This is a genomic window from Enterobacter sp. 5-4 (genome assembly GCF_000612205.1).
GTDB classification, from domain to species: domain Bacteria; phylum Pseudomonadota; class Gammaproteobacteria; order Enterobacterales; family Enterobacteriaceae; genus Enterobacter; species Enterobacter roggenkampii.
The window spans coordinates 151,678-178,177 of sequence record NZ_JFHW01000028.1 but is presented as its reverse complement, the minus strand read 5'-3'; the positions used below and the strand labels follow the sequence as shown (position 1 = coordinate 178,177).

Sequence of the window (26,500 nt, the reverse complement as noted above, 5' to 3'; positions counted from 1 at the left end):
GAGGGGGCTTTGATGCGACTGGTCATTATCGGAAATGGCATGGCGGCCACGCGGCTGATTGCCTCGCTCACCGGGCGTGCTGCCGATCGTTTCGCCATTACCGTCATCGGTGACGAGCCGGAGCATGCCTATAACCGCATCCAGCTTTCGCCGGTGCTGGGCGGTGAAAAAACGGCGGCGGGCATCTGTCTTCAGAATGACGACTGGTACCAGGAACGGGGCGTGACGGTGCTGCGGGGGGAAAAGGCGCTCGCCGTGAATGTGGACACGCGGGAAGTGCAAACCACCGCCCGCACGCTGGGCTGGGATGCGCTGGTGTTTGCCACCGGATCAACGCCCTTTGTTCCGCCGATCCCCGGCTGCGATGCGCCGCATGTCTTCACGTTCCGTACCCTGGAGGATATCCGGGCCATTCGGGCGATCGCCGGTCCGGCGGTAGTGCTGGGCGGCGGCGTGCTCGGGGTTGAGACGGCGGCAGCGCTGGCGCGCTCAGGGGACAACGTCACGCTTGTTCATCGCGGTCCGTGGCTGATGGAGCAGCAGCTGGATGAGCAGGCGGGCGTGCTGCTGGAAGAGGCGCTGGCGGCGCGGGGCGTGCGCTGTGAGCTCGCCTCTGGCATCGCGGCGATTGACGGGAATAGCGTGACGCTGCTGAACGGACGCAGCGTCACCGCCGCGCGCGTGGTGCTGGCGACGGGCGTGCAGCCTAACGTCGTGCTGGCGCAGGCCAGCGGCATTCGCTGCGCGCGCGGCATCGTGGTGGATCACCAGATGCAAACCTCCGTGCCGGACGTCTACGCCATTGGCGAGTGCTGTGAAATTGACGGCCAGACGTTTGGCCTGGTCGCCCCCTGTCTGGCGCAGGCGGATATCCTCGCCACCCGGCTGGCCGGAGACGTCACCGCGCCGTTTGTTCTGACCGACAACGGCATGCGCCTCAAGGTGACCGGCGTGGAGCTGTTCAGCCTCGGTCGCGCGGCAGAGCAGGAGGGCGATGTGGTCTGGAGCGCATGGGATCCGCTGACCCGTCACTATCGTCGTTTACTGATCCATCAGGGGGCGCTGGCTGGCGTGCTGCTGATGGGGGACTGCCGCAGCGCGGCAACATTTACCGATTTACTGGCAACGGCTGCGCCCGCGCACGCGGACTGGCTGTTCGATCGTTTCACTACGCAACCGCAGGTTGCAGGACAGAACGCTATGACAAAACCTACTCTGGTGGTGGTTGGGCACGGTATGGTCGGCCATCATTTCCTCGAAGACTGCGTTAACCGCAATCTGCATCAGCAGTATCAGATCGTTGTCTTTGGCGAGGAGCGCTATGCCGCCTATGACCGCGTGCATCTGTCGGAATATTTTGGCGGCCGCAGCGCGGCGTCGCTTTCGCTGGTGGAGGGGGATTTCTTTGCCGACAACGGCATTGAGCTGCGCCTGTCGCAGCAGATTGTCGCTATCGATCGCGACGCGCGCGTGGTGCGTAGCGCCAGCGGGCACGAAACCCACTGGGACAAGCTGGTGCTGGCGACCGGCTCATACCCGTTCGTGCCGCCCGTGCCGGGAAACGATCTGCCGGGCTGTTTTGTCTACCGCACCCTTGACGACCTGGACAACATTGCGGCGCACGCGGCGGGCTCACGCCGCGGTGTCGTGATTGGCGGCGGGCTGCTGGGGCTGGAGGCGGCGAATGCCCTGAAGCAGCTCGGGCTGGAAACTCACGTGGTGGAGTTTGCGCCTAACCTGATGGCGGTCCAGCTCGACAACGACGGCGCGGCGATGCTGCGCAAGAAAATCGAGGCGCTTGGCGTCGGTGTGCATACCAGTAAAGCAACGACGGAGATCGCCGCCGCGGACGGCGGGCTGGTGTTGCGCTTTGCCGATGGAGAACAGCTGGAAACAGACATGGTGGTCTTTTCTGCCGGCATTCGTCCCCAGGACGCGCTGGCGCGCAGCAGCGGGCTGGCTATCGGCGAACGCGGCGGGATCGGCATTGACGACCGCTGTCAGACCTCCGATCCGGACATGCTGGCCATTGGTGAATGCGCCCTGTGGGAAGGGAAAATCTTCGGGCTGGTTGCGCCCGGCTACCAGATGGCGAGGGTGGCCGCCGCCGCGCTGGCGGGAGAGGAGAAAACCTTCGCCGGCGCGGATATGAGCACCAAACTCAAGCTGCTGGGCGTGGACGTGGCCTCGTTCGGTGATGCTCACGGCCGCACCCCAGGGGCGCTGAGCTACCAGTGGACGCACGGCCCGCAGCAAATCTACAAGAAAATCGTGGTCAGCCACGACGGCAAAACGCTGCTCGGCGGCGTGCTGGTGGGTGATGCCAGCGAATACGCCACGCTGGTACAGATGATGCTCAACGGGATAGCCCTGCCAAAAGAGCCGGAAACGCTGATATTACCCGCGTCGTCAGGCAGTGCGCCAAAAGCGCTCGGCGTGGCAGCGCTGCCGGAAAGCGCACAAATCTGTTCGTGTCATAACGTCAGCAAAGGCGATATCTGTCAGGCGGTAAGTGCGGGCGCAACGGATATCGGCGCGATTAAGCAGTGCACCAAAGCGGCGACCGGCTGCGGAGGATGTAGCGCACTGGTGAAGCAGGTGATGGAGTTCCAGCTGGCGGCGCAGGGCGTGGAGGTGAAAAAGGACATCTGCGAACACTTCCCGTACTCGCGTCAGGAGATTTACCACCTCGTGCGCGTCAACCATATCCGCACCTTTGACCAGCTCATTAGCCGCTACGGTCAGGGACACGGGTGCGAAATTTGTAAGCCACTGGTGGGGTCAGTGCTCGCCTCCTGCTGGAACGAGTATCTGCTGAAACCGGCACACCTGCCGCTGCAGGACACCAACGACCGCTACTTCGCCAATATCCAGAAGGACGGTACTTACTCCATCGTGCCACGCATGCCTGCGGGGGAAGTGACCGCCGACGGGCTGATCGCCATCGGCCAGATTGCGAAACGCTACAGCCTGTACAGCAAAATCACCGGCGGGCAGCGTATCGACCTGTTTGGCGCCACGCTGGAACAGCTGCCGGAGATCTGGCAGGCGCTGGTGGAAGCCGGATTTGAAACCGGGCACGCCTACGGCAAATCCCTGCGCACGGTGAAATCCTGCGTCGGGTCGACCTGGTGTCGCTACGGCGTGCAGGACTCCACCGGCCTCGCGGTCAGGCTCGAGCACCGTTACAAAGGCCTGCGCGCGCCGCACAAAATCAAAATGGCGGTCTCAGGGTGTACCCGCGAATGCGCCGAGGCGCAGAGTAAAGACGTGGGGGTCATCGCCACGGACAAAGGCTGGAATCTCTACCTGTGCGGCAACGGCGGGATGAAGCCGCGCCACGCGGATCTCTTCGCCAGCGATCTCGATGATGAAACGCTGATCCGCACCGTTGACCGTTTCCTGATGTTCTATATCCGCACGGCGGATCGCCTGCAGCGCACCAGCACCTGGATGGACAACCTGGAAGGCGGCCTCGACTACCTGCGGGAGGTGATCCTCAACGACAGCCTGGGTATCGCCCACGAGCTGGAGCTGGAGATGGCGCGGGTGGTAGAGACGTATCAGTGCGAATGGCAGACCACGCTTAACGATCCAAACCGTCTGGCGCTGTTCCGCACCGCGGTGAACGTCGCGCCGTCTGATGAAAGCAAGCGCTGGCAGGAAATCTGCGGCATCGACGATATCCCCGAGCAGGCGGGAATCGGCGCGCGGCTTGGGCGTAAGCCGATCGCGCTGTTCCGCTTTGGCAAAACCGTTTACGCCCTCGACGATCGGGAGCCTGGCAGCAGCGCGAACGTGCTTTCCCGCGGCATTCTTGGCGATGCGGCGGGGGAGCCGGTGGTGATCTCCCCGCTCTACAAGCAGCGTATCCGCCTGCGCGACGGCTGTCAGGTGGAGAACGGCGAACCCGCGGTGCGCGCCTGGCCGGTCAAAATTGAGAACGGCAAGGTGTGGGTCGGTAATGATGCCCTGGTAATGCGTGCGGAGGCCTCATGACGGAAACCCGGACAACATGTCCCTACTGCGGGGTCGGCTGCGGCGTGGTCGCCCGCGTGGAAGGTGAAGCGGTCAGCGTTCGGGGGGATGAAACCCATCCTGCGAACTTTGGCCGCTTGTGCGTGAAAGGATCGGCCCTGGCGGAAACAATGGGGTTACAGGGGCGATTGCTGCGCCCCGTTGTTGACGGTGCTGAGGTGGCCTGGGCGCAGGCGCTGGGAGCCGCAGGCGAGCGCCTCCAGGACATTATCGACAAATGGGGGCCGCAGGCGGTGGCGTTTTACGCGTCCGGGCAATTGCTTACCGAGGATTATTACGCCGCCAATAAGCTGATGAAAGGGTTTATCGGCGCGGCGAACATTGATACCAACTCCCGGCTCTGCATGTCATCGGCGGTCGTTGGCTACAAGCGCGCCTTTGGTGAAGACGTCGTGCCGTGCAGCTACGAGGATGTGGAAAACAGCGATCTGGTGGTGCTGGTGGGCTCAAACGCGGCCTGGACGCATCCGGTGCTGTATCAGCGCCTGGTACAGGCAAAGCACAACAATCCGGAGATGAAAGTGGTGGTCATCGATCCGCGCAGAACCGCTTCCTGTGAAATTGCTGACCTGCATCTGGCGCTCACTCCCGGCAGCGACGCCGGGCTGTTCGTCGGTCTGCTTAATGTCATTCAGGGAACGGACGCGTGGCCGATATCCCGCGTGGCGGCGTTTTGCAGCCTCTCGCCGCAGGATATTGGTACGTTTTACGACTGGTTTATGACGGCCCCCCGGGCCATCACGCTCTACACCATGGGAATCAACCAGTCCTCCAGCGGCAGCGACAAGTGCAGCGCCATCATTAACGTGCACCTTGCCAGCGGGAAATTTAACCGTCCGGGCTGCGGCCCGTTTTCGCTGACCGGACAGCCAAACGCGATGGGCGGAAGAGAGGTGGGCGGGCTGGCAAATCAGCTGGCGGCGCACATGAACTTCGAGCCGGACGATCTCTCGCGGGTGGCGCGTTTCTGGGGAACGGAACGGCTTGCGCAGACGCCGGGCTTGATGGCGGTGGAGCTGTTTGACGCCATTGCCCGCGGCGAGGTGAAGGCAGTGTGGATCATGGGCACCAATCCTGCCGTGTCGCTGCCGGACAGCCACGCGGTGTGTCAGGCGCTGGGGCGCTGCCCGTTGGTGATTGTCTCTGAGGTGATGAATGATACCGACACCAGCCGGTTTGCCCATATTCGCTTTCCGGCGCTGGCCTGGGGAGAGAAGGACGGCACGGTAACCAATTCCGAGCGACGCATTTCGCGCCAGCGCGCGTTTCTGCCCGCGCCCGGTGAGGCAAAGCCGGACTGGTGGATCGTCGCGCAGGTGGCAAAGCAGCTGGGCTACGGCGAGGCCTTTGCCTGGCAACATCCGCACGAGATTTTTTGCGAGCATGCGGCGCTGACGGCCTTTGAAAATGACGGCGCGCGGGCGTTAAACCTTCATGACCTGGCTACGTTAACCCGTGAGGAGTGGGAGCGGCTTGATCCCTGGCAGTGGCCTGGGGGGGATTTCCCGTGCCGAAACATTGTTCCCGTTGACCCACAGTCGCACGGTGCGACGGTCAGCGCGTTATACCCGGTGATTCTCAACTCGGGGCGCATCCGCGATCAGTGGCATACCATGACGCGAACAGGATATGTGGCCAGGCTGATGCAGCATATCGCCGAACCCTTTGTTGAGGTTTGCCCCGCAGACGCCGTTCGGTTTTCCCTGTGCGACGGCCAGCTGGCGCGCATCAGTTCGCCGCGCGGCGTCATGGTAGCAAGAGTGCGCATCAGCGACGCCCAGCGTGAAGGGAACGCTTTTGCCCCGATGCACTGGAACGCTGCGTTTGCCCGCCAGGGAAAGGTGAATGCGCTGGTGGAAGGGCGCTGCGATCCGATTTCGGGCCAGCCGGAGAGTAAACAAACCGCGGTCAGAATCCTGCCCTGGCAGCCCGCCTGGCAGGGAGAACTCTATGCCCGCGAAGGGCTGGAAATGCCCTCTTCGGTTTACTGGTGGCGTAAAGCTTCACGCCTGACGGTGGCGTGCGATAAACCGCTGCTGTCGTGGGTAATGGAATACGCCAGCGGCCGGGGCTGGCAGCTGCAGGTTGCGCAGACCGGTGAACGCAGCAGCGTGCTGGCCTGGCATGAAGGCCAGCTTATGCTGGGTTTCTGGGAAGGTACCGCGTTACCGGCGCTGGCGCATACGGTGATTGAAGCCGCTTTTCATTCACCCCCCGTGCTGCCCGCAGAACGCCACGCCCTGTTGAACGGGCAGAGCGTCGGGAGGGGGACGGATCCGGGACGCATTATCTGCAGCTGTTTCAGCGTCGGGGAAGAGGCGATACGGGAGGCGATTGCCGGAGGGTATGATTCCGTCACCGCGCTGGGGGCGAAGCTGCGCTGTGGTACGAACTGTGGTTCCTGCGTGCCGGAGCTGAAAGGGCTGTTTCAGGATAATCCTGAAATGTCCGCCAGAACTGCATTTCAGGGCTTAACGCGTTAACATAATAAGAGTTTATTCATAAACACAGGTTCTTATTGACGACGTTGATGGCTGTATCGTCCCGCATTCGTTTGCTGTTTTTACTCCCCCTTCTTACGGCCGGAGCCGTTCACGGTGCGCCGAATTCCTTTATGCATCAGGCGCAGCACCCCTTTGATAATAATGGGGATAGTCTGCCCGATCTCGGCCTGGCGGCGCCAACGGGCGAAGGGGAGAAACACCTCGCCGAAATGGCGAAAGCCTTCGGTGAAGCCAGCATGACCGACAACGGGCTGACGACCGGCGAGCAGGCGCGTCAGTTTGCCTTTGGTCAGGTGCGCGACGCGGTAAGCGGGGAAGTGAACCAGCAGATTGAGTCCTGGCTGTCGCCCTGGGGAAACGCCAGCGTGAACGTGCTGGTGGATAATGACGGCAAATTTAACGGCAGCAGCGGGAGCTGGTTTATTCCGTGGAATGATACTAACCGCTACCTCAGCTGGAGCCAGCTTGGTCTGACGCAGCAGACGGATGGCCTGGTCAGTAACGCCGGAATCGGTCAGCGCTGGGTCGCCGGGAAATGGCTTCTGGGCTACAACACCTTTTACGATAATCTTCTGGATGAAAACCTGCAGCGTGCCGGGCTGGGCGCGGAAGCGTGGGGGGAAAATCTGCGCCTCTCAGCGAACTACTATCAGCCCTTTGCCGGATGGCGCGCGCGATCTGACGTTCAGGAGCAGCGCATGGCGCGCGGATATGACGTGACCGCTAAAGCCTGGCTGCCGTGGTTTCATCACCTGAACACCAGCGTCAGCGTTGAGCAGTACTTTGGCGATAACGTTGACCTGTTCAACAGTGGAACCGGGTACCACAACCCGGTTGCGGTCAATCTGGGGCTTAACTATACCCCCGTGCCGCTGGTCACGTTGACCGCCGGGCACAAGCAGGGCGAAAGCGGCGAGAGCCAGAATAACCTTGGACTGAAGCTCAACTACCGCTTTGGCGTGCCGCTGGCTAAGCAGCTTTCCGCCGATGAGGTCGCCGCGACGCGATCCCTGCGCGGCAGCCGCTACGATTCACCGGAGCGCACTAGCCTGCCGGTGATGGAGTTCCGCCAGCGTAAAACGCTGTCCGTCTGGCTGGCCACGCCGCCGTGGGATCTGAAAGGGGGCGAGACCGTTATGCTGAAGCTGCAGGTTCGCAGCACGCACGGCATCCGTCAGATCCACTGGCAGGGGGATACGCAGGCATTGAGCCTGACGTCGCCGGCCAAAAGTAACAGCGCAGACGGCTGGAGCGTGATTATACCTGCCTGGAATGAACAGGAAGGTGCGACAAACCGCTGGCACCTCTCGGCGGTGGTAGAAGATGAGAAAGGCCAGCGCGTCTCGTCCAATGAGATCACGCTTGCTGTGGTGCAGCCGCTGGTCGCATTGCCTGATGACGACCCGCGCTGGAAGCTGCTGCCGGAGGAGTAATCCTTAGAAAATGCGTTCCTGATGCACCCACACGGCGGCTTCAACGCGAGATTTTAACTTCATTTTCTTCAGCATATGCTTCACGTGCACTTTGACCGTGCTTTCGGTGATGTCCAGGCGGCGAGCGATCATCTTGTTCGGCAGGCCCTGGGCAATGAGCTTGAGAATGTCGCGCTCGCGCGGCGTGAGCTGGCTGACGTCACGGTCAGAGGTGGCGCGGTTAGCGCGCAGGCTGGCGGCCAGCACCGGCGTTAAGGCTTCGCTCAATACCATCTCGCCCGCCGCCGCCTGCTGCAGCGCCTTAAGCAGATCTTCCGGCTCCATGTCTTTCAGCAGATAGCCATCTGCCCCGCGCTTCAGCGCCGTGACCACATCCTCTTCATGGTTCGACACGCTAAAGACGACGATGCGTCCGGAAAGCGATTTTTCCCGCAGCTTGTCGAGGGTCTCCAGTCCGTTCATGCCCGGCATATTCAGATCGAGCAGGATCAGATCGGGATCGAGGGATTCGGCAAGCTCAATGCCCTGTTCGCCGTTGCTGGCTTCGCCCACCACGGTGATATCGGGCGCCATGCTGACCAGCTGTTTCACGCCAGTACGCAGCATCGGATGGTCGTCGATCAACAGGATGGATGCCGGTTCCTGATTAGTCATGGGTATCTCCTTGAGCAGTTGTAAGCGGTTTCTCGGGAATAAAGGTGACGACAACTTCCGTGCCGCCCGTCTCTCTCCGGCGAACCTGGCAATCACCGCGCAGGCTTTGGGCGCGGTCTCGCATAATGATTAAACCATAGTGGTTAGTGCGTTCGGCATTTTCCGGCACGCCGCGGCCGTTATCGTGAACCGTCAGTTTCACCTGATTGTCGTGCTGGCTGACGGTGACCGTGACCGCCGTTGCTTCAGCGTGTTTAAGCACGTTGCTCAGCGCTTCGCGGGCGATCTGCAGTAAATGTATGGCCTGATGGGAGGGGACAAAGCGCGGCGGCAGCTGGTAATCCAGCTTCACCGGGAACCCCAGCCGGGCGCTAAATTCGTGACAGCTGGATTCCAGCGCCGGGCGCAGGCCCGGCTCGGTCAGCTGCAGACGGAAGGTGGTCAGCAGCTCGCGCAGCTGCACCCAAGAGGTGTTCAGCTCGTTGCGGATCTGGCTGAGCAGCTGCTTGTTGCTGTCGGGCATCTCCGCATCCTGCATCTGCAGGCAGCTCACCTGCATTTTCATACAGGAAAGCGACTGGGCGATGGAGTCGTGCAGCTCGCGGGCGATGGTCGCGCGCTCTTCCATGACGATCAGCTGCTGCTGTTTTTCCTGATGCCTGTCGAGCGCCAGCGTGGCCGTCAGCTGTTCAACCAGCGTATCCACCAACTGCTGCTGGTCGTGGCTCAGGTGGCGTCCGGTTGGCAGGGTGGCCAGCAGAATGCCGTACTGAGTGTGGCTGTCCGTCAGGCGCCACTTCAGCGTCGTGCCGCCGGAGGTCAGCGGCGGCAGGCCTCGAGGGCAAAGATGGCAGCCTTTGTCATCGCAGGACATATCGGACTGACAGGTAAATTCCTGGTGGTTCTCTTCGTCTTCCACATCGTAGACCCGCAGCTCCAGATCGCGCAGCAGGGTCAGCTTTTGCAGGCCATTCAGCACCGGTGAGAGACGTTCACATAGCGGCACCTGCATGTGCAAGCGACGGTTGGCCTGCCAGAGGAAAGAGAGGATCTCGTTTTTCTGCTCCAGCCCGGCCGTTTTTTCCTGTACGCGCTGCTCCAGCACCGCGTAGCTCTCGGAGAGCTCGGCCGACATGGTATTGAGTGCCTGGCCGAGCATGGCCATCTCGTTGCGCCCGCTAATGTGCGTGCGCTGGGTAAAATCGCGTGCGGTGACCGCGCGGGCCATCGCCAGCAGCTGTTTCCAGGGATTCAGCAGACGCGCGCGGAGCCAGACGATGGTGAAGATCAGCAGCAGCCCCATAAACAGCGCCATGGCCCGGTGCACCATCACCACCCGGTCGATGCGTAATTCGGTCGTCTGGTCGAACGCGGAGACCAGCGCGTCAATGCGGGAGACAAACCCCGCCACGTCCTGGGCAACGGCTTCTGTACTGCGCGCCTGTTTCAGGCCCGGCTGCAGCTGGGTGTGCCAGTACCCCTGAAGGGCGTTCAACTGGGATTGCTGACCGGCACGGATGGCGGCATTTTCCAGCTCGGGGCTGAACGCCGTGCGCTCCATTTCATCGATTAAAGGCCGATCGTCCTGCGTCAGCGGAACCGCCGCCAGCAGACGGTAACTCTGCATGCGTAGCGAGCCTGCCTCGTTGATGGCATGCGCATTACCCTGTACCCCTTGTACCAGCCAGCCGGAGATCGCCATGCCGGTCACGCCGATGGCGGTGGACAGCAAAACAATCAGGGCGAGCTGATTCACGAGCGTTAGCGGAGATAAGCATCTTTTTAACATAGAGTGGGCGTGCTCCTGACGTGGCCTGCTTGCAGGAATGGCGCTATTCTGGTGCATACCCTGGAGTATACCCATACCAATAAAGGATTACCCCTAAATTGCCAACGGAGTAGGGGGGGAGAGGTGGGCGCTGCAGGGAACCGTCAGTGCCGTGAAAAACCACGTCTTTTTTACCGAATTAGCCTACTCACTAAGGGTGAGGCCTTATTTTACGCCGCAAATCCTCCCACTTTTCCTTTGATTTATATCAACTTACCGCCGCCCTAAAACCCTAATGTTTGCAGCATCATTCGAGAATCAGAGGTGTCTATGAGTCACTCATCCGCTCCCGAAAGGGAAAATGGTGCCGTTATTACTGACTGGCGTCCAGAGGATCCGGCGTTCTGGCAACAGCGCGGCCATCGTGTAGCAAGCCGGAATCTGTGGATTTCCGTGCCGTGCTTGTTGTTAGCGTTTTGCGTCTGGATGTTGTTTAGCGCGGTGGCGGTAAACCTGCCCAAAGTCGGGTTTACGTTCACAACCGATCAGCTGTTTATGCTGACCGCGCTGCCGTCGCTGTCAGGCGCTCTGCTGCGCGTCCCTTACGCGTTTATGGTGCCGGTCTTCGGCGGCCGTCGCTGGACGGCGTTCAGTACGGGCATCATGATCGTCCCTTGCGTGTGGCTCGGCTTCGCGGTGCAGGATACCTCAACGCCGTTCAGCGTGTTCGTGATTATCTCCCTGCTGTGCGGCTTTGCCGGGGCGAACTTCGCCTCCAGCATGGCGAACATCAGCTTCTTCTTCCCGAAAGCGAAGCAGGGCGGCGCGCTGGGGATTAACGGCGGTCTGGGCAATATGGGCGTGAGCGTGATGCAGCTGATCGCTCCCCTGGCGATCTCGGTCTCCATTTTTGCAGCCTTTGGCGGCGGTGGCGTTGAGCAGGCGGATGGTTCTTCCCTCTATCTGCAAAACGCAGCCTGGATCTGGGTGCCGTTCCTCGTGGTCTTCACCCTTGCAGCCTGGTTCTTTATGAATGACCTGTCCGCGTCGAAGGCGTCGCTGAGCGAACAGCTGCCGGTGCTGAAGCGTGGACACCTCTGGGTGATGGCGCTGCTGTATCTGGCGACCTTCGGTTCGTTTATCGGCTTCTCGGCGGGCTTCGCGATGCTGTCGAAAACGCAGTTCCCGGACGTGCAGATCCTGCAATTCGCCTTCTTCGGTCCGTTTATTGGCGCCCTGGCGCGTTCGCTGGGCGGCATGGTATCCGACCGTCTGGGCGGGACCCGCGTGACGCTGGTTAACTTCGTCGTGATGGCAGTCTTCTGTGCGCTGCTGTTCCTGACGCTGCCTGCTGACGGACAGGGCGGGAGCTTCATCGCCTTCTTCGGCGTATTTATGGTGCTGTTCCTGACGGCCGGGCTGGGGAGTGCGTCTACCTTCCAGATGATCTCCGTGATCTTCCGTAAGCTGACGATGGACCGCGTGAAGGCGCAGGGCGGAAGCGAAGAGCAGGCGATGCGTGAAGCGGCAACGGATACGGCTGCAGCACTGGGCTTTATCTCTGCGATTGGCGCAATTGGCGGCTTCTTTATTCCGAAAGCGTTCGGCATCTCGCTGGATCTGACCGGCTCTCCGGCGGGTGCAATGAAGGTCTTCCTCATCTTCTATATCGCCTGCGTTGTGATTACGTGGCTGGTATATGGCCGTAATACCAAAAAAAATAAGTAAGTGTGATTATCCGTTTACGCGGCCTTCGGGCCGCGTTTTTTTTGGGGCCAAAATAGTTACAACATACTGAAAGCCCAGCTGAGGAACTCCGCAGGCAACACTGTGATCGCCATCGCTTTCCAGGGCGCTCTACCCCTTAATACCTGAGATGTTAAATTTTGCCTGGTCTTTTGTAGGATGAAATTGAAATGACTTTATATTTCATATAGATATGAAATTTATAAAGATACCGCTTTGGTGGTATTCGGTGTAATCCCTCGCCTGAAAGTCCCTCGTCGTCTTGATCGTTATCAATTCTCCCTCTCTTTCAGGGCGTTACCTTCGCTGCAAATCAGCAATGTCGATTTAGAGAGCCACAGGCTCCATACAGGAGATACCCGATGAGCAAGTTTTTGGACCGGTTTCGCTACTTCAAGCAGAAGGGCGAAACGTTTGCCGATGGGCACGGCCAGGTTCTGGATACCAACCGGGACTGGGAAGACGGTTACCGCCAGCGCTGGCAGCATGATAAAGTCGTCCGTTCTACCCACGGCGTAAACTGCACTGGCTCATGTAGCTGGAAGATTTTCGTTAAAAACGGTCTGGTGACCTGGGAAATGCAGCAGACCGACTACCCGCGTACCCGTCCGGATATGCCGAACCATGAACCGCGCGGCTGCCCGCGTGGCGCCAGCTACTCCTGGTATCTCTACAGCGCCAACCGTCTCAAATACCCGCTGATGCGTAAACGCCTGATGAAAATGTGGCGTGAAGCGAAAGTGCAGCACAGCGATCCGGTTGATGCGTGGGCATCCATCATCGAGGACGCCGACAAAGCGAAAAGCTTCAAGCAGGCGCGCGGTCGCGGTGGTTTCGTTCGCTCTTCCTGGAAAGAGGTGAACGAGCTGATTGCCGCCTCCAACGTCTACACCGTGAAAACCTACGGTCCTGACCGCGTGGCAGGCTTCTCGCCAATCCCGGCGATGTCGATGGTCTCTTACGCTTCCGGCGCGCGCTATCTCTCCTTAATCGGCGGTACCTGCCTGAGCTTCTACGACTGGTACTGCGACCTGCCGCCAGCGTCTCCACAGACCTGGGGCGAACAGACCGACGTACCGGAGTCCGCCGACTGGTACAACTCCAGCTACATCATCGCCTGGGGCTCAAACGTGCCGCAGACCCGTACGCCGGACGCGCACTTCTTTACCGAAGTCCGTTACAAAGGCACCAAAACCGTGGCGGTCACCCCGGACTACGCCGAAATCGCCAAGCTGTGCGATCTGTGGCTGGCACCGAAACAGGGGACCGATGCCGCGATGGCGATGGCGATGGGCCACGTCATGCTGCGCGAGTTCCACCTGGATAAACCAAGCCAGTACTTCACCGACTACGTCCGTCGCTACACCGATATGCCGATGCTGGTGATGCTCGAAGAGCGTGACGGCTACTACGCCGCAGGCCGTACGCTGCGCGCCGCCGATCTGGTGGACGCGCTGGGCCAGGAAAATAACCCAGAGTGGAAAACCGTTGCCTATAACAACAACGGTGAGCTGGTGGCGCCAAACGGCTCTATCGGCTTCCGCTGGGGCGAGAAGGGCAAGTGGAACCTTGAGCAGCGTAACGGCACGACCGGCGAAGAGACGGAACTGCGTCTGAGCATGCTGGGTAGCCAGGACGAGATTGCTGAGGTGGGCTTCCCGTACTTTGGCGGCGAAGGTTCCGAGCACTTCAACAAGGTTGAGCTGAAAAACGTGCTGATGCACAAGCTGCCGGTGAAACGCCTGCAGCTGGCCGACGGGACTACCGCGCTGGTCACCACCGTCTATGACCTGACCATGGCGAACTACGGCCTGGAACGCGGTCTGGGTGATGAAAACTGCGCAACCGGCTATGACGACGTGAAGGCTTATACCCCGGCATGGGCGGAGCAGATCACCGGCGTTCCACGCGCGCAGATCGTGCGTATCGCCCGCGAGTTTGCGGAAAACGCCGACAAGACTCACGGTCGTTCCATGATCATCGTCGGTGCGGGTCTTAACCACTGGTATCACCTCGATATGAACTACCGTGGTCTGATCAACATGCTGATCTTCTGCGGCTGCGTCGGCCAGAGCGGCGGCGGCTGGGCGCACTACGTGGGTCAGGAAAAACTGCGTCCGCAGACCGGCTGGCAGCCGCTGGCGTTTGCCCTTGACTGGCAGCGTCCGGCACGCCACATGAACAGCACCTCCTACTTCTATAACCACTCCAGCCAGTGGCGTTACGAGACGGTCACCGCACAGGAGCTGCTGTCGCCGATGGCGGATAAATCCCGCTACAGCGGCCATCTGATTGACTTCAACGTGCGCGCCGAGCGTATGGGCTGGCTGCCGTCTGCGCCGCAGCTGGGCACTAACCCGCTGCGCATTGCACAAGAGGCGAAGAAAGCGGGCATGTCACCGGTGGATTACACCGTGCAATCCCTGAAGGATGGCTCAATCCGCTTCGCGGCAGAACAGCCGGAAAACGGTAAAAACCACCCGCGCAACCTGTTCATCTGGCGCTCCAATCTGCTGGGCTCGTCCGGAAAAGGCCACGAGTACATGCTGAAATACCTGCTCGGTACCGAAAACGGTATCCAGGGGAAAGATCTCGGCAAGCAGGGCGGCGTGAAGCCGGAAGAGGTGGAGTGGAAAGACAACGGTCTCGACGGCAAGCTGGATCTGGTGGTGACCCTCGACTTCCGTCTGTCCAGCACCTGCCTGTACTCCGACATCGTGCTGCCTACCGCCACCTGGTACGAAAAAGACGACATGAATACCTCGGATATGCATCCGTTTATTCATCCGCTGTCTGCGGCCGTTGACCCGGCGTGGGAATCAAAAAGCGACTGGGAAATCTACAAAGACATCGCGAAGACATTCTCCGAAGTCTGCGTGGGGCACCTCGGCAAAGAGACTGACGTGGTAACGCTGCCTATCCAGCACGACTCTGCCGCCGAACTGGCGCAGCCGCTGGACGTGAAGGACTGGAAAAAAGGCGAATGCGATCTGATCCCGGGCGTGACCGCACCGCACATCATTCCGGTTGAGCGTGACTACCCGGCAACGTACGAGCGCTTTACCTCTATCGGCCCGCTGATGGAGAAAATCGGTAACGGCGGGAAAGGGATCGCCTGGAACACCCAGAGCGAAATGGACCTGCTGCGCAAGCTCAACTACACCAAAGCGGACGGCCCGGCGAAAGGCCAGCCCATGCTGAACACGGCGATTGATGCGGCAGAGATGATCCTGACCCTGGCCCCGGAAACCAACGGCCACGTCGCGGTGAAGGCCTGGGCGGCGCTGAGCGCGTTCACCGGTCGCGACCATACGCATCTGGCGACGAATAAAGAGGAAGAGAAAATCCGCTTCCGCGATATTCAGGCCCAGCCGCGCAAGATTATCTCCAGCCCGACCTGGTCTGGCCTGGAAGACGAGCATGTGTCCTATAACGCCGGCTACACCAACGTTCACGAGCTGATCCCATGGCGCACCCTGTCAGGCCGCCAGTCGCTGTATCAGGACCACCAGTGGATGCGCGACTTCGGTGAAAGCCTGCTGGTGTACCGTCCGCCTATCGACACCCGCTCCGTGAAAGCGGTAATGGGCGCAAAATCCAACGGTAACCCGGAGAAGGCGCTGAACTTCCTGACGCCGCACCAGAAGTGGGGGATCCACTCCACCTACAGCGACAACCTGCTGATGCTGACCCTGTCGCGCGGCGGTCCGATTGTCTGGATGAGCGAAACGGATGCCAAAGATCTGGGTATTGAAGATAACGACTGGATCGAAGTGTTCAACAGCAACGGTGCCCTGACGGCGCGTGCGGTGGTGAGCCAGCGCGTACCGGCCGGGATGACCATGATGTACCACGCGCAGGAACGTATCGTGAACCTGCCGGGGTCAGAGATCACCGAGCAGCGCGGCGGGATCCACAACTCCGTGACCCGCATTACGCCGAAGCCGACCCACATGATTGGTGGCTATGCCCAACTGGCCTACGGCTTTAACTACTACGGCACCGTAGGATCGAACCGCGATGAGTTCGTGGTGGTACGTAAGATGAAGAATATTAACTGGTTAGACGGCGAAGGTAATGACCAGGTACAGGAGAGCGTAAAATGAAAATTCGTTCACAAGTCGGCATGGTGCTGAATCTGGATAAATGCATCGGCTGCCATACCTGCTCGGTCACCTGTAAAAACGTCTGGACCAGCCGCGAAGGTATGGAATACGCCTGGTTCAACAACGTGGAAAGCAAGCCGGGCACCGGCTTCCCGACCGACTGGGAAAATCAGGAGAAGTGGAAGGGCGGCTGGATCCGCAAAATCAACGGCAAGCTGCAGCCGCGCATGGGTAACCGCGCTTGGCTTCTGGGAAAAATCTTTGCTAACCCGCACCTGCCGGGCATCGAGGATTACTACGAGCCGTTTGACTACGACTACCAGAATCTGCACAACGCGCCGGAAGGTAAACACCAGCCGATCGCCCGTCCCCGCTCGCTGATCACCGGTCAGCGCATGGACAAAATTACCAGCGGTCCAAACTGGGAGGAGATTCTGGGCGGCGAGTTCGAAAAACGCGCCAAAGACCAGAACTTCGAGAACATGCAGAAGGCGATGTACGGCCAGTTCGAAAATACCTTCATGATGTATCTGCCGCGCCTGTGCGAGCACTGCCTTAACCCGGCGTGCGTGGCGACCTGCCCGAGCGGCGCCATCTACAAGCGTGAAGAAGACGGCATCGTGCTGATCGACCAGGACAAGTGCCGCGGCTGGCGCATGTGCATCACCGGCTGCCCGTACAAAAAGATCTACTTCAACTGGAAGAGCGGCAAGTCCGAGAAGTGCATCTTCTGCTACCCGCGTATCGAAGCCGGTATGCCGACCGTCTGTTCCGAAAGCTGCGTAGGCCGTATTCGCTATCTCGGCGTGCTGCTGTACGACGCGGACGCGATTGAAAACGCCGCGAGCACCGAGAACGAGAAAGATCTGTATCAGCGTCAGCTGGACGTGTTCCTCGACCCGAACGATCCGAAGGTGATTGAGCAGGCGCTGAAGGACGGCATTCCGCAGAGCGTAATCGACGCAGCGCAGCAGTCTCCGGTGTACAAAATGGCGATGGACTGGAAGCTGGCCCTGCCGCTGCATCCGGAATACCGCACGCTGCCGATGGTCTGGTACGTGCCGCCGCTGTCGCCGATTCAGTCTGCCGCTGACGCGGGTGAGCTGGGCAGCAACGGCATTCTGCCGGACGTGGAGAGCCTGCGTATTCCGGTTCAGTACCTGGCCAACCTGCTGACCGCAGGGGATACCCAGCCCGTACTGCTGGCGCTGAAGCGTATGCTGGCGATGCGCCACTTCAAGCGTGCCGAAACCGTGGACGGCGTAACCGACACCCGCGCGCTGGAAGAGGTCGGTCTGACCGAAGCGCAGGCGCAGGAAATGTACCGCTATCTGGCGATTGCCAACTACGAAGACCGTTTCGTGGTGCCGAGCAGCCACCGTGAGCTGGCCCGCGAGGCCTTCCCGGAGAAAAACGGCTGTGGCTTTACCTTTGGCGACGGCTGCCACGGGTCAGACAGCAAATTCAACCTGTTCAACAGCCGCCGCATCGACGCCATGGATGTGACCAGTAAAACGGAGCCGCACTCATGATTGAACTCGTCATTGTTTCGCGTCTGCTCGAGTACCCGGATGCTGCGCTGGCGCAGCACCAGCAGGAACTTTTTGATGCGCTTGCGGCATCTGAAAACCTGGATAAAGAAGATGCCCAGCGGCTTGGCGTTTTCCTCCGTGACCTGCTGGCGCACGATCTTCTTGATGCGCAGGCGGACTACAGTCAGCTATTTGATCGGGGGCGTGCGACCTCGCTGCTGCTGTTCGAACACGTTCACGGTGAATCCCGCGACCGCGGTCAGGCGATGGTTGACCTGATGGCACAGTACGAGCAGCACGGCCTGCAGCTCGACAGCCGCGAGCTGCCGGATCATCTGCCGCTCTATCTGGAATATCTGGCGCAGCTGCCAAAAGAAGAGGCGCTGGGCGGTCTGCAGGACATCGCGCCGATCCTGGCGCTGCTCGGCGCGCGTCTTCAGCAGCGTGAGAGCCGCTACGCGGTGCTGTTCGAACTGCTGGTGAAGCTCGCCAACGCCTCTGTCGACAGTGAAAAAGTGGCGGAGAAAATCGCCGATGAGGCTCGTGACGATACGCCACAGGCGCTGGATGCGGTCTGGGAAGAAGAGCAGGTCAAATTCTTTGCTGACCAGAACTGCGGCGAGTCTGAAATCGCTGCTCACCAGCGCCGTTTTGCCGGCGCGGTTGCCCCGCAATATTTGAATATCTCTAACGGAGGACGGCACTAATGCACTTCCTGAATATGTTCTTCTTTGACATTTACCCGTATATCGCGGGCACCGTGTTCCTGGTGGGAAGCTGGCTGCGTTACGATTATGGCCAGTACACCTGGCGTGCCGCCTCCAGCCAGATGCTGGACCGCAAGGGGATGCACGTGGCGTCTAACCTGTTCCACATCGGGATTCTGGGCATTTTTGCCGGTCACTTCCTCGGGATGCTGACGCCGCACTGGATGTATGAAGCGTGGCTGCCGATTGAGGTGAAGCAGAAGATGGCGATGATCGCGGGCGGTGCCTGCGGCGTGATGACCCTTGTTGGCGGCCTGCTGCTGCTCAAGCGTCGTCTGTTCAGCCCGCGCGTGCGTGCCACCACAACCGCAGCGGATATCCTGATCCTCTCCCTGCTGATGGTACAGTGCGCGCTGGGTCTGCTGACCATTCCGTTCTCGGCGCAGCATATGGACGGAAGCGAAATGATGAAGCTGGTCGGCTGGGCGCAGTCCGTGGTGACCTTCCACGGCGGAGCATCTGAGCACCTGGACGGCGTGGCGTTTATCTTCCGCGTTCACCTGGTGCTGGGGATGACGCTGTTTGTGCTGTTCCCGTTCTCCCGCCTGGTCCACATCTGGAGCGCGCCGGTGGAGTACCTGACGCGCAAATACCAGATTGTACGCGCCCGTCGCTAATTCGCCGTTTTGATACTAACCCCGCGCTCGCGGGGTTTTTTTTCGCCCCAGCCCAGGTTGTTGCCTGCGGCAGCAAACAGGATCAGCGCGCCGCCCGCCAGCTGCGTCAGGTTAAGCGCGTGTCCGAACACCAGATTATCGGCAACAATCGCCACCACCGGATAGATAAACGACAGGGAGCCGGTGATGGGCGTAGGCAGCTTCTGAATTGCGCTGTAGAGCAGCTGGTACATAATGCCGGTATGGACAATGCCGAGCGTCAGCAGCATCGGCCAGGGGAAATCACCGGAAAATGACGGCAGGCTGGCAAACGGCAAAAGCATCACGACGCCGGTCAGCACCTGGATAAAGGCAATATGCTGCGGTGCGATTGTTTTCAGTTTGCGCGCAATGATTGCCGTCAGCGCGTAGAAGAAGGCCGCGGCCATGGCCAAACCTATTCCGGTGAGCCATTCGCTGCCATGCGCGCCGGTCAGCTCGCTGGAGAGCAGGATCACCACGCCGCCAAAGGCGAGGAATAGCCAGCCCCATTTCACCAGGCTGACGCGTTCGCCCAGAAACATCCCCATCAAGACCAGCATAAAAGGCTGGGTGTTATAGACCACGGTTGAAAGACCAATTGAGATACGCTCATAGGCCGCGAAGAGCAGCAGCCAGTTCACCACGAGCGCCACGCCGCCAAGAATAGCCAGCAGCAGCGTGGTGAGGGTGAGGGGGCTGAAGGGCTTTTGACTTGCCCGGATAAAAATAAAAAGCGCCATAGCCCCGATAAGACAGCGCCAGAACACCACTTCCGTCACCGGCAGACCGGAGAGCAAAACAAACGCGCCGATAGAGCCGGAAATTAACATCGCGAGGCTCATTTGCCACACGCCTTTATGGAAATCACGCATCATCCACCTCCTGATTAATGACGCTATTGTCGAAAATCGCTGTCGGGTTTTACAGGGGTGAGATAAGGTTGAAAAGGTAAATGACTTTTTAAAATTAGGTGAAACGAATGGAATGCCTTATCGATGATATCGACCGACAAATTTTAACCTGTCTGGTTGAGGATGCACGTATGTCGTTGAAGGTGCTCAGCGGCCGCATCGGTCTGACGTCCCCCAGTACGGCAGAGCGCCTGAAGCGGCTGGAAGAGCGCGGAGTGATTCAGGGGTATGGTGCGCGGGTGAATCTGGCGGCGCTGGGGTATACGCTGCAGGCGCTGGTGCGCGTACGGCCGTTGCCAGGGCTGTTGCATAAGGTGGATAAGTATATTCAGGCGATGCCGGAGTGTATTGAGAGCGACAAAGTCACCGGGGAGGACTGCTTCGTCATCAGGCTGGTGGTGCGGTCAATCGAACAGCTTGATGCGCTGCTGGACGGCCTGGCGGAACATGCCCAGTGTAATACGTCGATTGTGAAGAGTTCGTCGGTCAGGCGTCGTTTGCCGCCGATGTAGGTTTCTGTCGCCGGGTGGCGGCTGCGCCTTACCCGGCCTACAAGGGCGGACTCGGTTTTTTTATGTTGGGGAAGTGATGGTGGTGGGGGAAGGATGACCCGGCGCGTTGCGCCTCGCCCTTCGGGTCGTTGCCTTCGGCAACGCTTTCTCGCTGCGCTCGAATCGAACCTTAGTCGAAGCTTCTCTTCCTTCCCCGTTACCGAAATGCATGATGCCCGGTGCGAACAGAAGATTTGGCGTTATTTGAAAGTGATGGTGGTGGGGGAAGGATTCGAACCTTCGAAGTCGATGACGGCAGATTTACAGTCTGCTCCCTTTGGCCGCTCGGGAACCCCACCAGGGGTAATTCAAATTTTGAGGTCGTGCTGAGAGATGGTGGTGGGGGAAGGATTCGAACCTTCGAAGTCGATGACGGCAGATTTACAGTCTGCTCCCTTTGGCCGCTCGGGAACCCCACCACGGGGTAATGCTTTTTACTGGCCTGCTTCCTGCTGGAAGCGGGGCGCATCATATCAAATGAGACGCCCCTGTAAAGCTTTCCTTTAGGGAAATGAAGTTGTTTGCCTGCTTTTTATCCGTAAAGGCGCAAAGCTAATCAATTCATTTTCCGAAAGATTAAAGAATGATGGTTCTGTTGCCGTAAACGAAGACACGCTGGGCCAGTACCTGATACAGCGCGCGGCTTAACACATTCTTCTCAACGTCACGCCCTGCACGCATCATGTCCTCAGCGGTGTAAGTGTGATCCACATGAATCACGTCCTGCATGATGATGGGACCTTCGTCCAGATTGTCATTCACGTAGTGGGCTGTCGCGCCGATGATCTTCACGCCGCGCTCGTAGGCCTGGTGGTATGGACGCGCACCAATAAAGGCCGGCAGGAACGAGTGGTGGATGTTGATGATCTTGTTCGGGAAACGCGCCACGAAAGACGGCGTTAACACGCGCATGTATTTCGCCAGCACCACGTAGTCCGGGTTATGCGCTTCAATGGCCTGCGCCATCAGGTCGTCGTGTTCTTCACGCGTATGGCCTTCATGGCTAACCAGCTCGAACGGAATATCAAAGCGCTCGACCAGCGAGCGCAACGTCTCATGGTTGCCAATAACTGCCGCAATTTCGACATCCAGACCGCCGTAGTTGGCTTTCATCAGCAGGTCACCCAGGCAATGTGCTTCTTTGGTCACCAGGATCACGATGCGGCGTCGGCCCGCAGGGGTCAACTCGCGCACGGAGCCTTCCGGAAGCGCGCTGTCCAGATCGGCCAGCAGCGTGGTGTCGTTGAAAATACCTTCCAGTTCGGTACGCATGAAGAAGCGGCCGGTACGGTGGTCAACGAACTCGTTGTTCTGCACGATATTCAGTTCATGCTTGTAGCAAATGTTGGTAATTCGTGCGATCAGCCCTTTTTGATCGGGACAGATGGTGCGCAGAACTTTACGTTGTAATGATTGCATCGCCGGGAAATCCTGTTTGTATTTGCGAAGTCTGGGTTGTCAGGCATTACTGCCCGCAACACTTTTTAAATTTATTACCTGAACCACACGGGCAGGGATCGTTACGACCAAACTGTGGACGCGTTCCGTCAATATAATACCATTGCCCGCGCTCCTTTAAGAACCGGGAACGCTCGATAATGGCGCCAGGCTTAGCGTTCTCGGTAAAACGGGCAACAAAGCTGACGTAACCTTCATCTTCATGACTGCCTGGACAGGATTCATAGACGGTGAGGCCGAGCCACTGCGTGTTCGCAAACCCGGCTTCGATGTCCTGTTTGAAATCGGCTGCGTGGCAGGATGGATGCCAGGTTTTAATCAGGTAGTCTGCGTCTTTGATCACAAAAGCAGTGTACCGTGAACGCATAAGGTGTGACGGGTCTGGTGCAACCTGATCGCCAGAAAGATATCGCTGGCAACATAGGCTATACTCCAGAGCGCTACCACAAGGGCAGAGTTGAGACACGATTCTCTTCCTGGAACAAAAAAATAAAGGCGTAAAACGCTTCGGGTAGCACTATGTTAACTGAGGCGTTGCGTTGATGCCATGTCAGGAATCCAGGGGACGTAAAACAGGACTAATGAGAAAGGTTAAAATTGGGCTGGCGCTGGGTTCAGGTGCCGCCCGGGGATGGTCACACATCGGCGTGATTAATGCCTTAAATCAGATGGGCATTACTGTCGATATTGTTGCAGGGTGCTCAATCGGATCGCTTGTCGGCTCCGCTTACGCGTGCGGAAAGCTACCGGAGCTCGAGACGTGGGTGCGCTCCTTCAGCTACTGGGACGTGCTGCGTCTGATGGACCTCTCCTGGCAGCGTGGTGGACTGCTGCGCGGCGAACGCGTCTTTAACCAGTTCCGCCAGGTTATGCCCCTCGAAGACTTCACTGATTGTCAGATGCCTTTCGGCGCCGTCGCGACGAACCTCAGTACAGGTCGCGAACTCTGGTTAACCGAAGGGGATATCCATCTTGCCGTGCGTGCCTCCTGCAGTATGCCTGGACTCATGGCGCCTGTCCCACACAACGGTTACTGGCTTGTCGATGGTGGCGTCGTTAACCCGGTTCCCATCTCTCTGACGCGTGCAATGGGCGCTGACATCGTGATTGCCGTCGACCTGCAGCACGACGCCCACCTGATGCAACAGGATCTCATGCCGGTCAACCTCCAGAGCGAAGATGCTGAGGGCGAGAAACTGGCCTGGCACGAGCGCCTGCGCGGAAGAATCGGGCGTATGACCGCACGTCGTTCGGTTGCTGCGCCGACGGCGATAGAAATCATGACCACATCAATTCAGGTACTCGAGAATCGCCTTAAACGTAACCGTATGGCAGGCGATCCTCCGGATATTCTTATTCAGCCGTACTGTCCGCAAATCTCTACTCTTGATTTCCATCGGGCTGAGGCCGCCATCGCAGCGGGCTCGTTAGCCGTCGAAAAGAAAATGGACGAATTGTTGCCTTTTGTGCAAACCGCACGTTAAGCACCTTTTTTTGACTACTTCAGCAAAATCTGACAGGCGATAGTGCCGATCGCATGCCACTATTTAGTTACTGTCAGCCAGGGGAGGAACCATGACGCAGCCATTGGCCGGAAAACACATTTTGATTGTTGAAGACGAGCCCGTTTTCCGATCGCTACTGGATTCGTGGTTATCCTCGCTGGGCGCAATGACGTCACTGGCTGAAGATGGCATCGACGCCCTGGAAAAAATGATCAGCATTACGCCCGATTTGATGATTTGCGACATTGCGATGCCGCGCATGAATGGACTGAAGCTGGTTGAGCATCTGCGTAACGAAGGCAATCAGACGCCGATTCTGGTGATCTCTGCCACCGAAAACATGGCGGATATCGCAAAAGCATTACGTCTTGGGGTACAGGATATTCTGCTTAAGCCGGTTAAAGATTTGAACCGGCTGCGAGAAACGGTCTTAGCGTGCCTTTATCCGAATATGTTTAATTCCCGGGTAGAGGAAGAGGAACGTCTTTTCCAGGACTGGGACGCTCTGGTGAGTAATCCGCCTGCTGCGGCGAAACTGTTGCAAGAGCTCCAGCCGCCCGTCCAGCAAACTATTTCCCACTGTCGCGTAAATTATCGGCAGCTGGTGGCCGCTGACCAGCCTGGGCTGGTGCTGGATATTGCGCCACTGTCAGATTCTGACCTTGCGTTTTATTCTCTGGATGTCACCCGGGCGGGGGATAACGGTGTATTAGCGGCGTTGCTTCTTCGTGCGCTATTTAATGGTTTGTTGCAGGAACAGTTATCCCATCAGGGACAACGGTTGCCGGAGTTAGGCAGTTTACTCAAACAGGTAAACCAGCTTTTTCGTCAGGCCAATTTGCCTGGACAGTTTCCGCTATTGGTCGGCTATTACCACAGCGGTTTAAAAAATCTGATCCTTGTTTCAGCCGGTCTCAATGCATCACTGAATACCGGTGAACACCATATTCAGGTGAGTAACGGTGTACCGCTTGGGACGTTGGGAACGGCGTATCTTAATCAAATTAGCCACCGCTGTTCCTCCTGGCAGTGCCAAATTTGGGGCGCCGGGGGGCGGCTACGCTTAATGTTGTCCACGGAATAAGCAATTGGATCGTCATTTTAAGATTGCTTTACCTGTGTTTTGCGGGGAGTGCTACTATCGCTGCCCGGTTTCATGCGTATTTATCCTAATTGATCGGCAACGCGTTCTTTTCAGACCCGGACTGCGGGGCGAGGCTGATATACTCAACGCGTTATTCATTGCATAAAAGTTCAAAACTTGAACAGCTCAGGAGAATTTGAATGGCTGCCCTAAATTCGAAAGTCAGAAAGGCCGTTATCCCGGTAGCGGGATTGGGGACCAGGATGTTACCAGCAACCAAGGCGATTCCTAAAGAGATGCTGCCTCTGGTTGATAAGCCATTAATCCAGTATGTCGTGAATGAATGTATCGCAGCCGGCATCACTGAAATTGTGCTGGTTACGCATTCATCTAAAAACTCTATCGAAAACCATTTCGATACAAGCTTTGAACTTGAAGCCATGCTGGAAAAACGCGTTAAGCGTCAGCTGTTAGAAGAAGTTCAGTCTATTTGCCCTCCACACGTCACCATTATGCAGGTTCGTCAGGGGCTGGCTAAAGGTCTGGGCCACGCTGTTATGTGCGCACACCCGGTCGTGGGTGATGAGCCTGTAGCGGTAATTCTGCCTGACGTTATTCTGGACGAATACGAATCCGATCTTTCTCAGGATAACCTGGCTGAAATGATCAAGCGTTTCGACGAAACCGGCAGCAGCCAGATTATGGTTGAGCCTGTTGAAGACGTAACGGCATACGGTGTGGTTGACTGCAAAGGCGTTAACCTTGAGCCGGGTGAGAGTGTGCCAATGGTTGGCGTCGTAGAGAAGCCTAAAGCCGACGTAGCGCCTTCAAACCTTGCTGTTGTAGGTCGCTATGTCCTGAGTGCTGAAATCTGGCCTCTGCTGGCTAAAACGCCTCCAGGAGCGGGTGATGAGATCCAGCTGACGGATGCCATCGATATGCTGATCGAGAAAGAGACCGTTGAGGCCTACCATATGAAAGGTAAGAGCCATGACTGCGGTAATAAGCTCGGTTATATGCAGGCGTTTGTTGAATATGGTATCCGCCACAATACCCTCGGCGAAGAATTTAAAACCTGGCTCAAAGAGAGCGTAGGTATTAAGAAATAAGCCACCGCTGCAAATGTTCAAACCGGTGAGGCGTTGCCCACCGGTTTTTTTATGCCCGTAACACTCCCGAAAACCTGTCTTAAAGTACAGTCGATGAAATTGCTAAATAATGCTTTATGACAGAGTGTAAGAGGATGTTTGCGACAAATTTAGGTTAAAAAAAATCCCGCAATAAGCGGGATTTTTCTGAATAAGGCTCGATTAATCCTTGATCAGGAAGTCGTCCAGCTGTTTACCTTGCTCATCCATCGCTTTCTTGATAACAGCAGGAGTACGACCCTGGCCAGTCCAGGTTTTAGTTTCGCCGTTCTCATCAACGTAGCTATATTTAGCAGGACGGGCAGCACGCTTTGCTTTAGTACCGGTTTTAGCGGCAGCCATGCTGTTCAGCAATTCATTTGGATCGATACCATCAGCAATCAGCATTTCACGATATTGCTGCAGTTTACGAGTACGTTCTTCGATTTCAGCCGCAGCAGCGCTTTCTTCTTCGCGACGTTCATTAACTACAACTTCTAATTTTTCCAGCATTTCTTCAAGCGTTTCGAGGGTGCATTCTCTTGCCTGCGCACGAAGAGTACGGATGTTGTTCAGAATTTTAAGTGCTTCGCTCATTGTAGTAATCTCAAACTTATAATGGGGGGTGGTTTGTTGACCTAATAATAGAGCCATAAATTCAGTTGTGCAATAGCCAGG

Annotated in this window: 18 protein-coding genes, 2 tRNA genes and 1 other RNA gene; 12 read left to right on the top strand and 9 right to left on the bottom strand. The window is 58.1% G+C overall.

Annotated elements, in window-relative coordinates; all coding sequences use genetic code 11:
- Positions 1 to 12: 12 nt before the first annotated feature.
- From nirB to AA74_RS0119620, 3 genes are read left to right on the top strand one after another with little or no spacing between them, the layout of a single operon-like run.
- A complete protein-coding gene (gene nirB / locus AA74_RS0119630) occupies positions 13 to 3,999 on the top strand; it encodes a nitrite reductase large subunit NirB (RefSeq protein ID WP_084832428.1) in 3,987 nt (1,328 codons plus the stop codon).
- A complete protein-coding gene (locus AA74_RS0119625; RefSeq protein WP_025913093.1) occupies positions 3,996 to 6,521 on the top strand; it encodes a nitrate reductase in 2,526 nt (841 codons plus the stop codon). The genes nirB and AA74_RS0119625 overlap by 4 nt, the downstream gene beginning before the upstream one ends.
- Before the next feature lie 47 nt (positions 6,522 to 6,568).
- The gene (locus AA74_RS0119620) at positions 6,569 to 7,975 is read left to right on the top strand and encodes a YchO/YchP family invasin (RefSeq protein WP_021240345.1); all 1,407 of its coding nucleotides are present in this window, start codon (positions 6,569 to 6,571) and stop codon (positions 7,973 to 7,975) included.
- Positions 7,976 to 7,978: 3 nt separating this feature from the next.
- Here the strand turns inward: AA74_RS0119620 and narL are convergent, their stop codons facing one another.
- Positions 7,979 to 8,629, bottom strand: a complete 651-nt coding sequence (gene narL, locus AA74_RS0119615; RefSeq protein WP_008499531.1) for a two-component system response regulator NarL — start codon at positions 8,627 to 8,629, stop codon at positions 7,979 to 7,981.
- Positions 8,622 to 10,418, bottom strand: coding sequence for a nitrate/nitrite two-component system sensor histidine kinase NarX (gene narX / locus AA74_RS0119610; RefSeq protein ID WP_021240344.1), 1,797 nt, complete (start codon positions 10,416 to 10,418; stop codon positions 8,622 to 8,624). Before narX ends, narL begins: the two co-directional genes overlap by 8 nt.
- Positions 10,419 to 10,727: 309 nt before the next feature.
- Between narX and AA74_RS0119605 the strand changes: the two genes are divergently transcribed.
- The 5 genes from AA74_RS0119605 (at position 10,728) to narI (ending at position 19,165) form a co-directional block, all read left to right on the top strand.
- Positions 10,728 to 12,125, top strand: a complete 1,398-nt coding sequence (locus AA74_RS0119605; RefSeq protein ID WP_021240343.1) for a NarK family nitrate/nitrite MFS transporter — start codon at positions 10,728 to 10,730, stop codon at positions 12,123 to 12,125.
- A 380-nt stretch (positions 12,126 to 12,505) separates the two neighbouring features.
- On the top strand, positions 12,506 to 16,249 hold the full coding sequence (locus AA74_RS0119600) for a nitrate reductase subunit alpha (RefSeq protein WP_025913092.1): 3,744 nt from the start codon (positions 12,506 to 12,508) through the stop codon (positions 16,247 to 16,249).
- Positions 16,246 to 17,781 (top strand): nitrate reductase subunit beta, encoded by a 1,536-nt coding sequence (gene narH / locus AA74_RS0119595; RefSeq protein ID WP_021240341.1) that lies wholly within the window; start codon positions 16,246 to 16,248, stop codon positions 17,779 to 17,781. Before AA74_RS0119600 ends, narH begins: the two co-directional genes overlap by 4 nt.
- The gene (narJ, locus tag AA74_RS0119590) at positions 17,778 to 18,488 is read left to right on the top strand and encodes a nitrate reductase molybdenum cofactor assembly chaperone (protein ID WP_025913091.1); all 711 of its coding nucleotides are present in this window, start codon (positions 17,778 to 17,780) and stop codon (positions 18,486 to 18,488) included. The genes narH and narJ overlap by 4 nt, the downstream gene beginning before the upstream one ends.
- On the top strand, positions 18,488 to 19,165 hold the full coding sequence (gene narI, locus AA74_RS0119585; RefSeq protein WP_021240339.1) for a respiratory nitrate reductase subunit gamma: 678 nt from the start codon (positions 18,488 to 18,490) through the stop codon (positions 19,163 to 19,165). The genes narJ and narI overlap by 1 nt, the downstream gene beginning before the upstream one ends.
- On the opposite strand, the gene AA74_RS0119580 is transcribed toward narI, so the two are convergent.
- On the bottom strand, positions 19,162 to 20,058 hold the full coding sequence (locus AA74_RS0119580) for a DMT family transporter (protein WP_025913090.1): 897 nt from the start codon (positions 20,056 to 20,058) through the stop codon (positions 19,162 to 19,164). The genes narI and AA74_RS0119580 overlap by 4 nt on opposite strands.
- A 107-nt stretch (positions 20,059 to 20,165) precedes the next feature.
- Between AA74_RS0119580 and AA74_RS0119575 the strand changes: the two genes are divergently transcribed.
- Positions 20,166 to 20,609 carry an Lrp/AsnC family transcriptional regulator gene (locus tag AA74_RS0119575; RefSeq protein ID WP_025913089.1) on the top strand — a complete coding sequence of 148 codons (444 nt, stop codon included), beginning with the start codon at positions 20,166 to 20,168 and terminating at the stop codon, positions 20,607 to 20,609.
- Between the two features lie 77 nt (positions 20,610 to 20,686).
- Here AA74_RS0119575 and AA74_RS1000000122495 read toward each other — a convergent pair.
- The 5 genes from AA74_RS1000000122495 to AA74_RS01000000122360 all read right to left on the bottom strand — a co-directional run bounded on the left by AA74_RS1000000122495 (position 20,687) and on the right by AA74_RS01000000122360 (position 22,572).
- A non-coding RNA gene (locus AA74_RS1000000122495) (RtT sRNA) lies at positions 20,687 to 20,817 on the bottom strand.
- Between the two features lie 45 nt (positions 20,818 to 20,862).
- Positions 20,863 to 20,947, bottom strand: a tRNA-Tyr gene (locus tag AA74_RS0119570).
- Positions 20,948 to 20,982: 35 nt separating this feature from the next.
- Positions 20,983 to 21,067, bottom strand: a tRNA-Tyr gene (locus AA74_RS0119565).
- A gap of 157 nt (positions 21,068 to 21,224) precedes the next feature.
- Positions 21,225 to 22,067: a formyltetrahydrofolate deformylase gene (gene purU / locus AA74_RS0119560; protein ID WP_021240336.1), complete on the bottom strand. Its 843-nt coding sequence runs from the start codon at positions 22,065 to 22,067 to the stop codon at positions 21,225 to 21,227.
- Between the two features lie 46 nt (positions 22,068 to 22,113).
- Positions 22,114 to 22,572: a YchJ family protein gene (locus tag AA74_RS01000000122360; protein ID WP_032667623.1), complete on the bottom strand. Its 459-nt coding sequence runs from the start codon at positions 22,570 to 22,572 to the stop codon at positions 22,114 to 22,116.
- A 115-nt stretch (positions 22,573 to 22,687) separates the two neighbouring features.
- Between AA74_RS01000000122360 and rssA the strand changes: the two genes are divergently transcribed.
- The 3 genes from rssA to galU all read left to right on the top strand — a co-directional run bounded on the left by rssA (position 22,688) and on the right by galU (position 25,804).
- Positions 22,688 to 23,590, top strand: coding sequence for a patatin-like phospholipase RssA (rssA, locus tag AA74_RS0119550; protein ID WP_021240334.1), 903 nt, complete (start codon positions 22,688 to 22,690; stop codon positions 23,588 to 23,590).
- 91 nt (positions 23,591 to 23,681) lie between these two features.
- A complete protein-coding gene (gene rssB / locus AA74_RS0119545; RefSeq protein WP_021240333.1) occupies positions 23,682 to 24,695 on the top strand; it encodes a two-component system response regulator RssB in 1,014 nt (337 codons plus the stop codon).
- A gap of 200 nt (positions 24,696 to 24,895) precedes the next feature.
- Positions 24,896 to 25,804 carry a UTP--glucose-1-phosphate uridylyltransferase GalU gene (gene galU / locus AA74_RS0119540; protein WP_008502780.1) on the top strand — a complete coding sequence of 303 codons (909 nt, stop codon included), beginning with the start codon at positions 24,896 to 24,898 and terminating at the stop codon, positions 25,802 to 25,804.
- A 201-nt stretch (positions 25,805 to 26,005) separates the two neighbouring features.
- Here the strand turns inward: galU and hns are convergent, their stop codons facing one another.
- Positions 26,006 to 26,419 carry a histone-like nucleoid-structuring protein H-NS gene (gene hns, locus AA74_RS0119535; protein WP_008502781.1) on the bottom strand — a complete coding sequence of 138 codons (414 nt, stop codon included), beginning with the start codon at positions 26,417 to 26,419 and terminating at the stop codon, positions 26,006 to 26,008.
- Positions 26,420 to 26,500 lie beyond the last annotated feature (81 nt).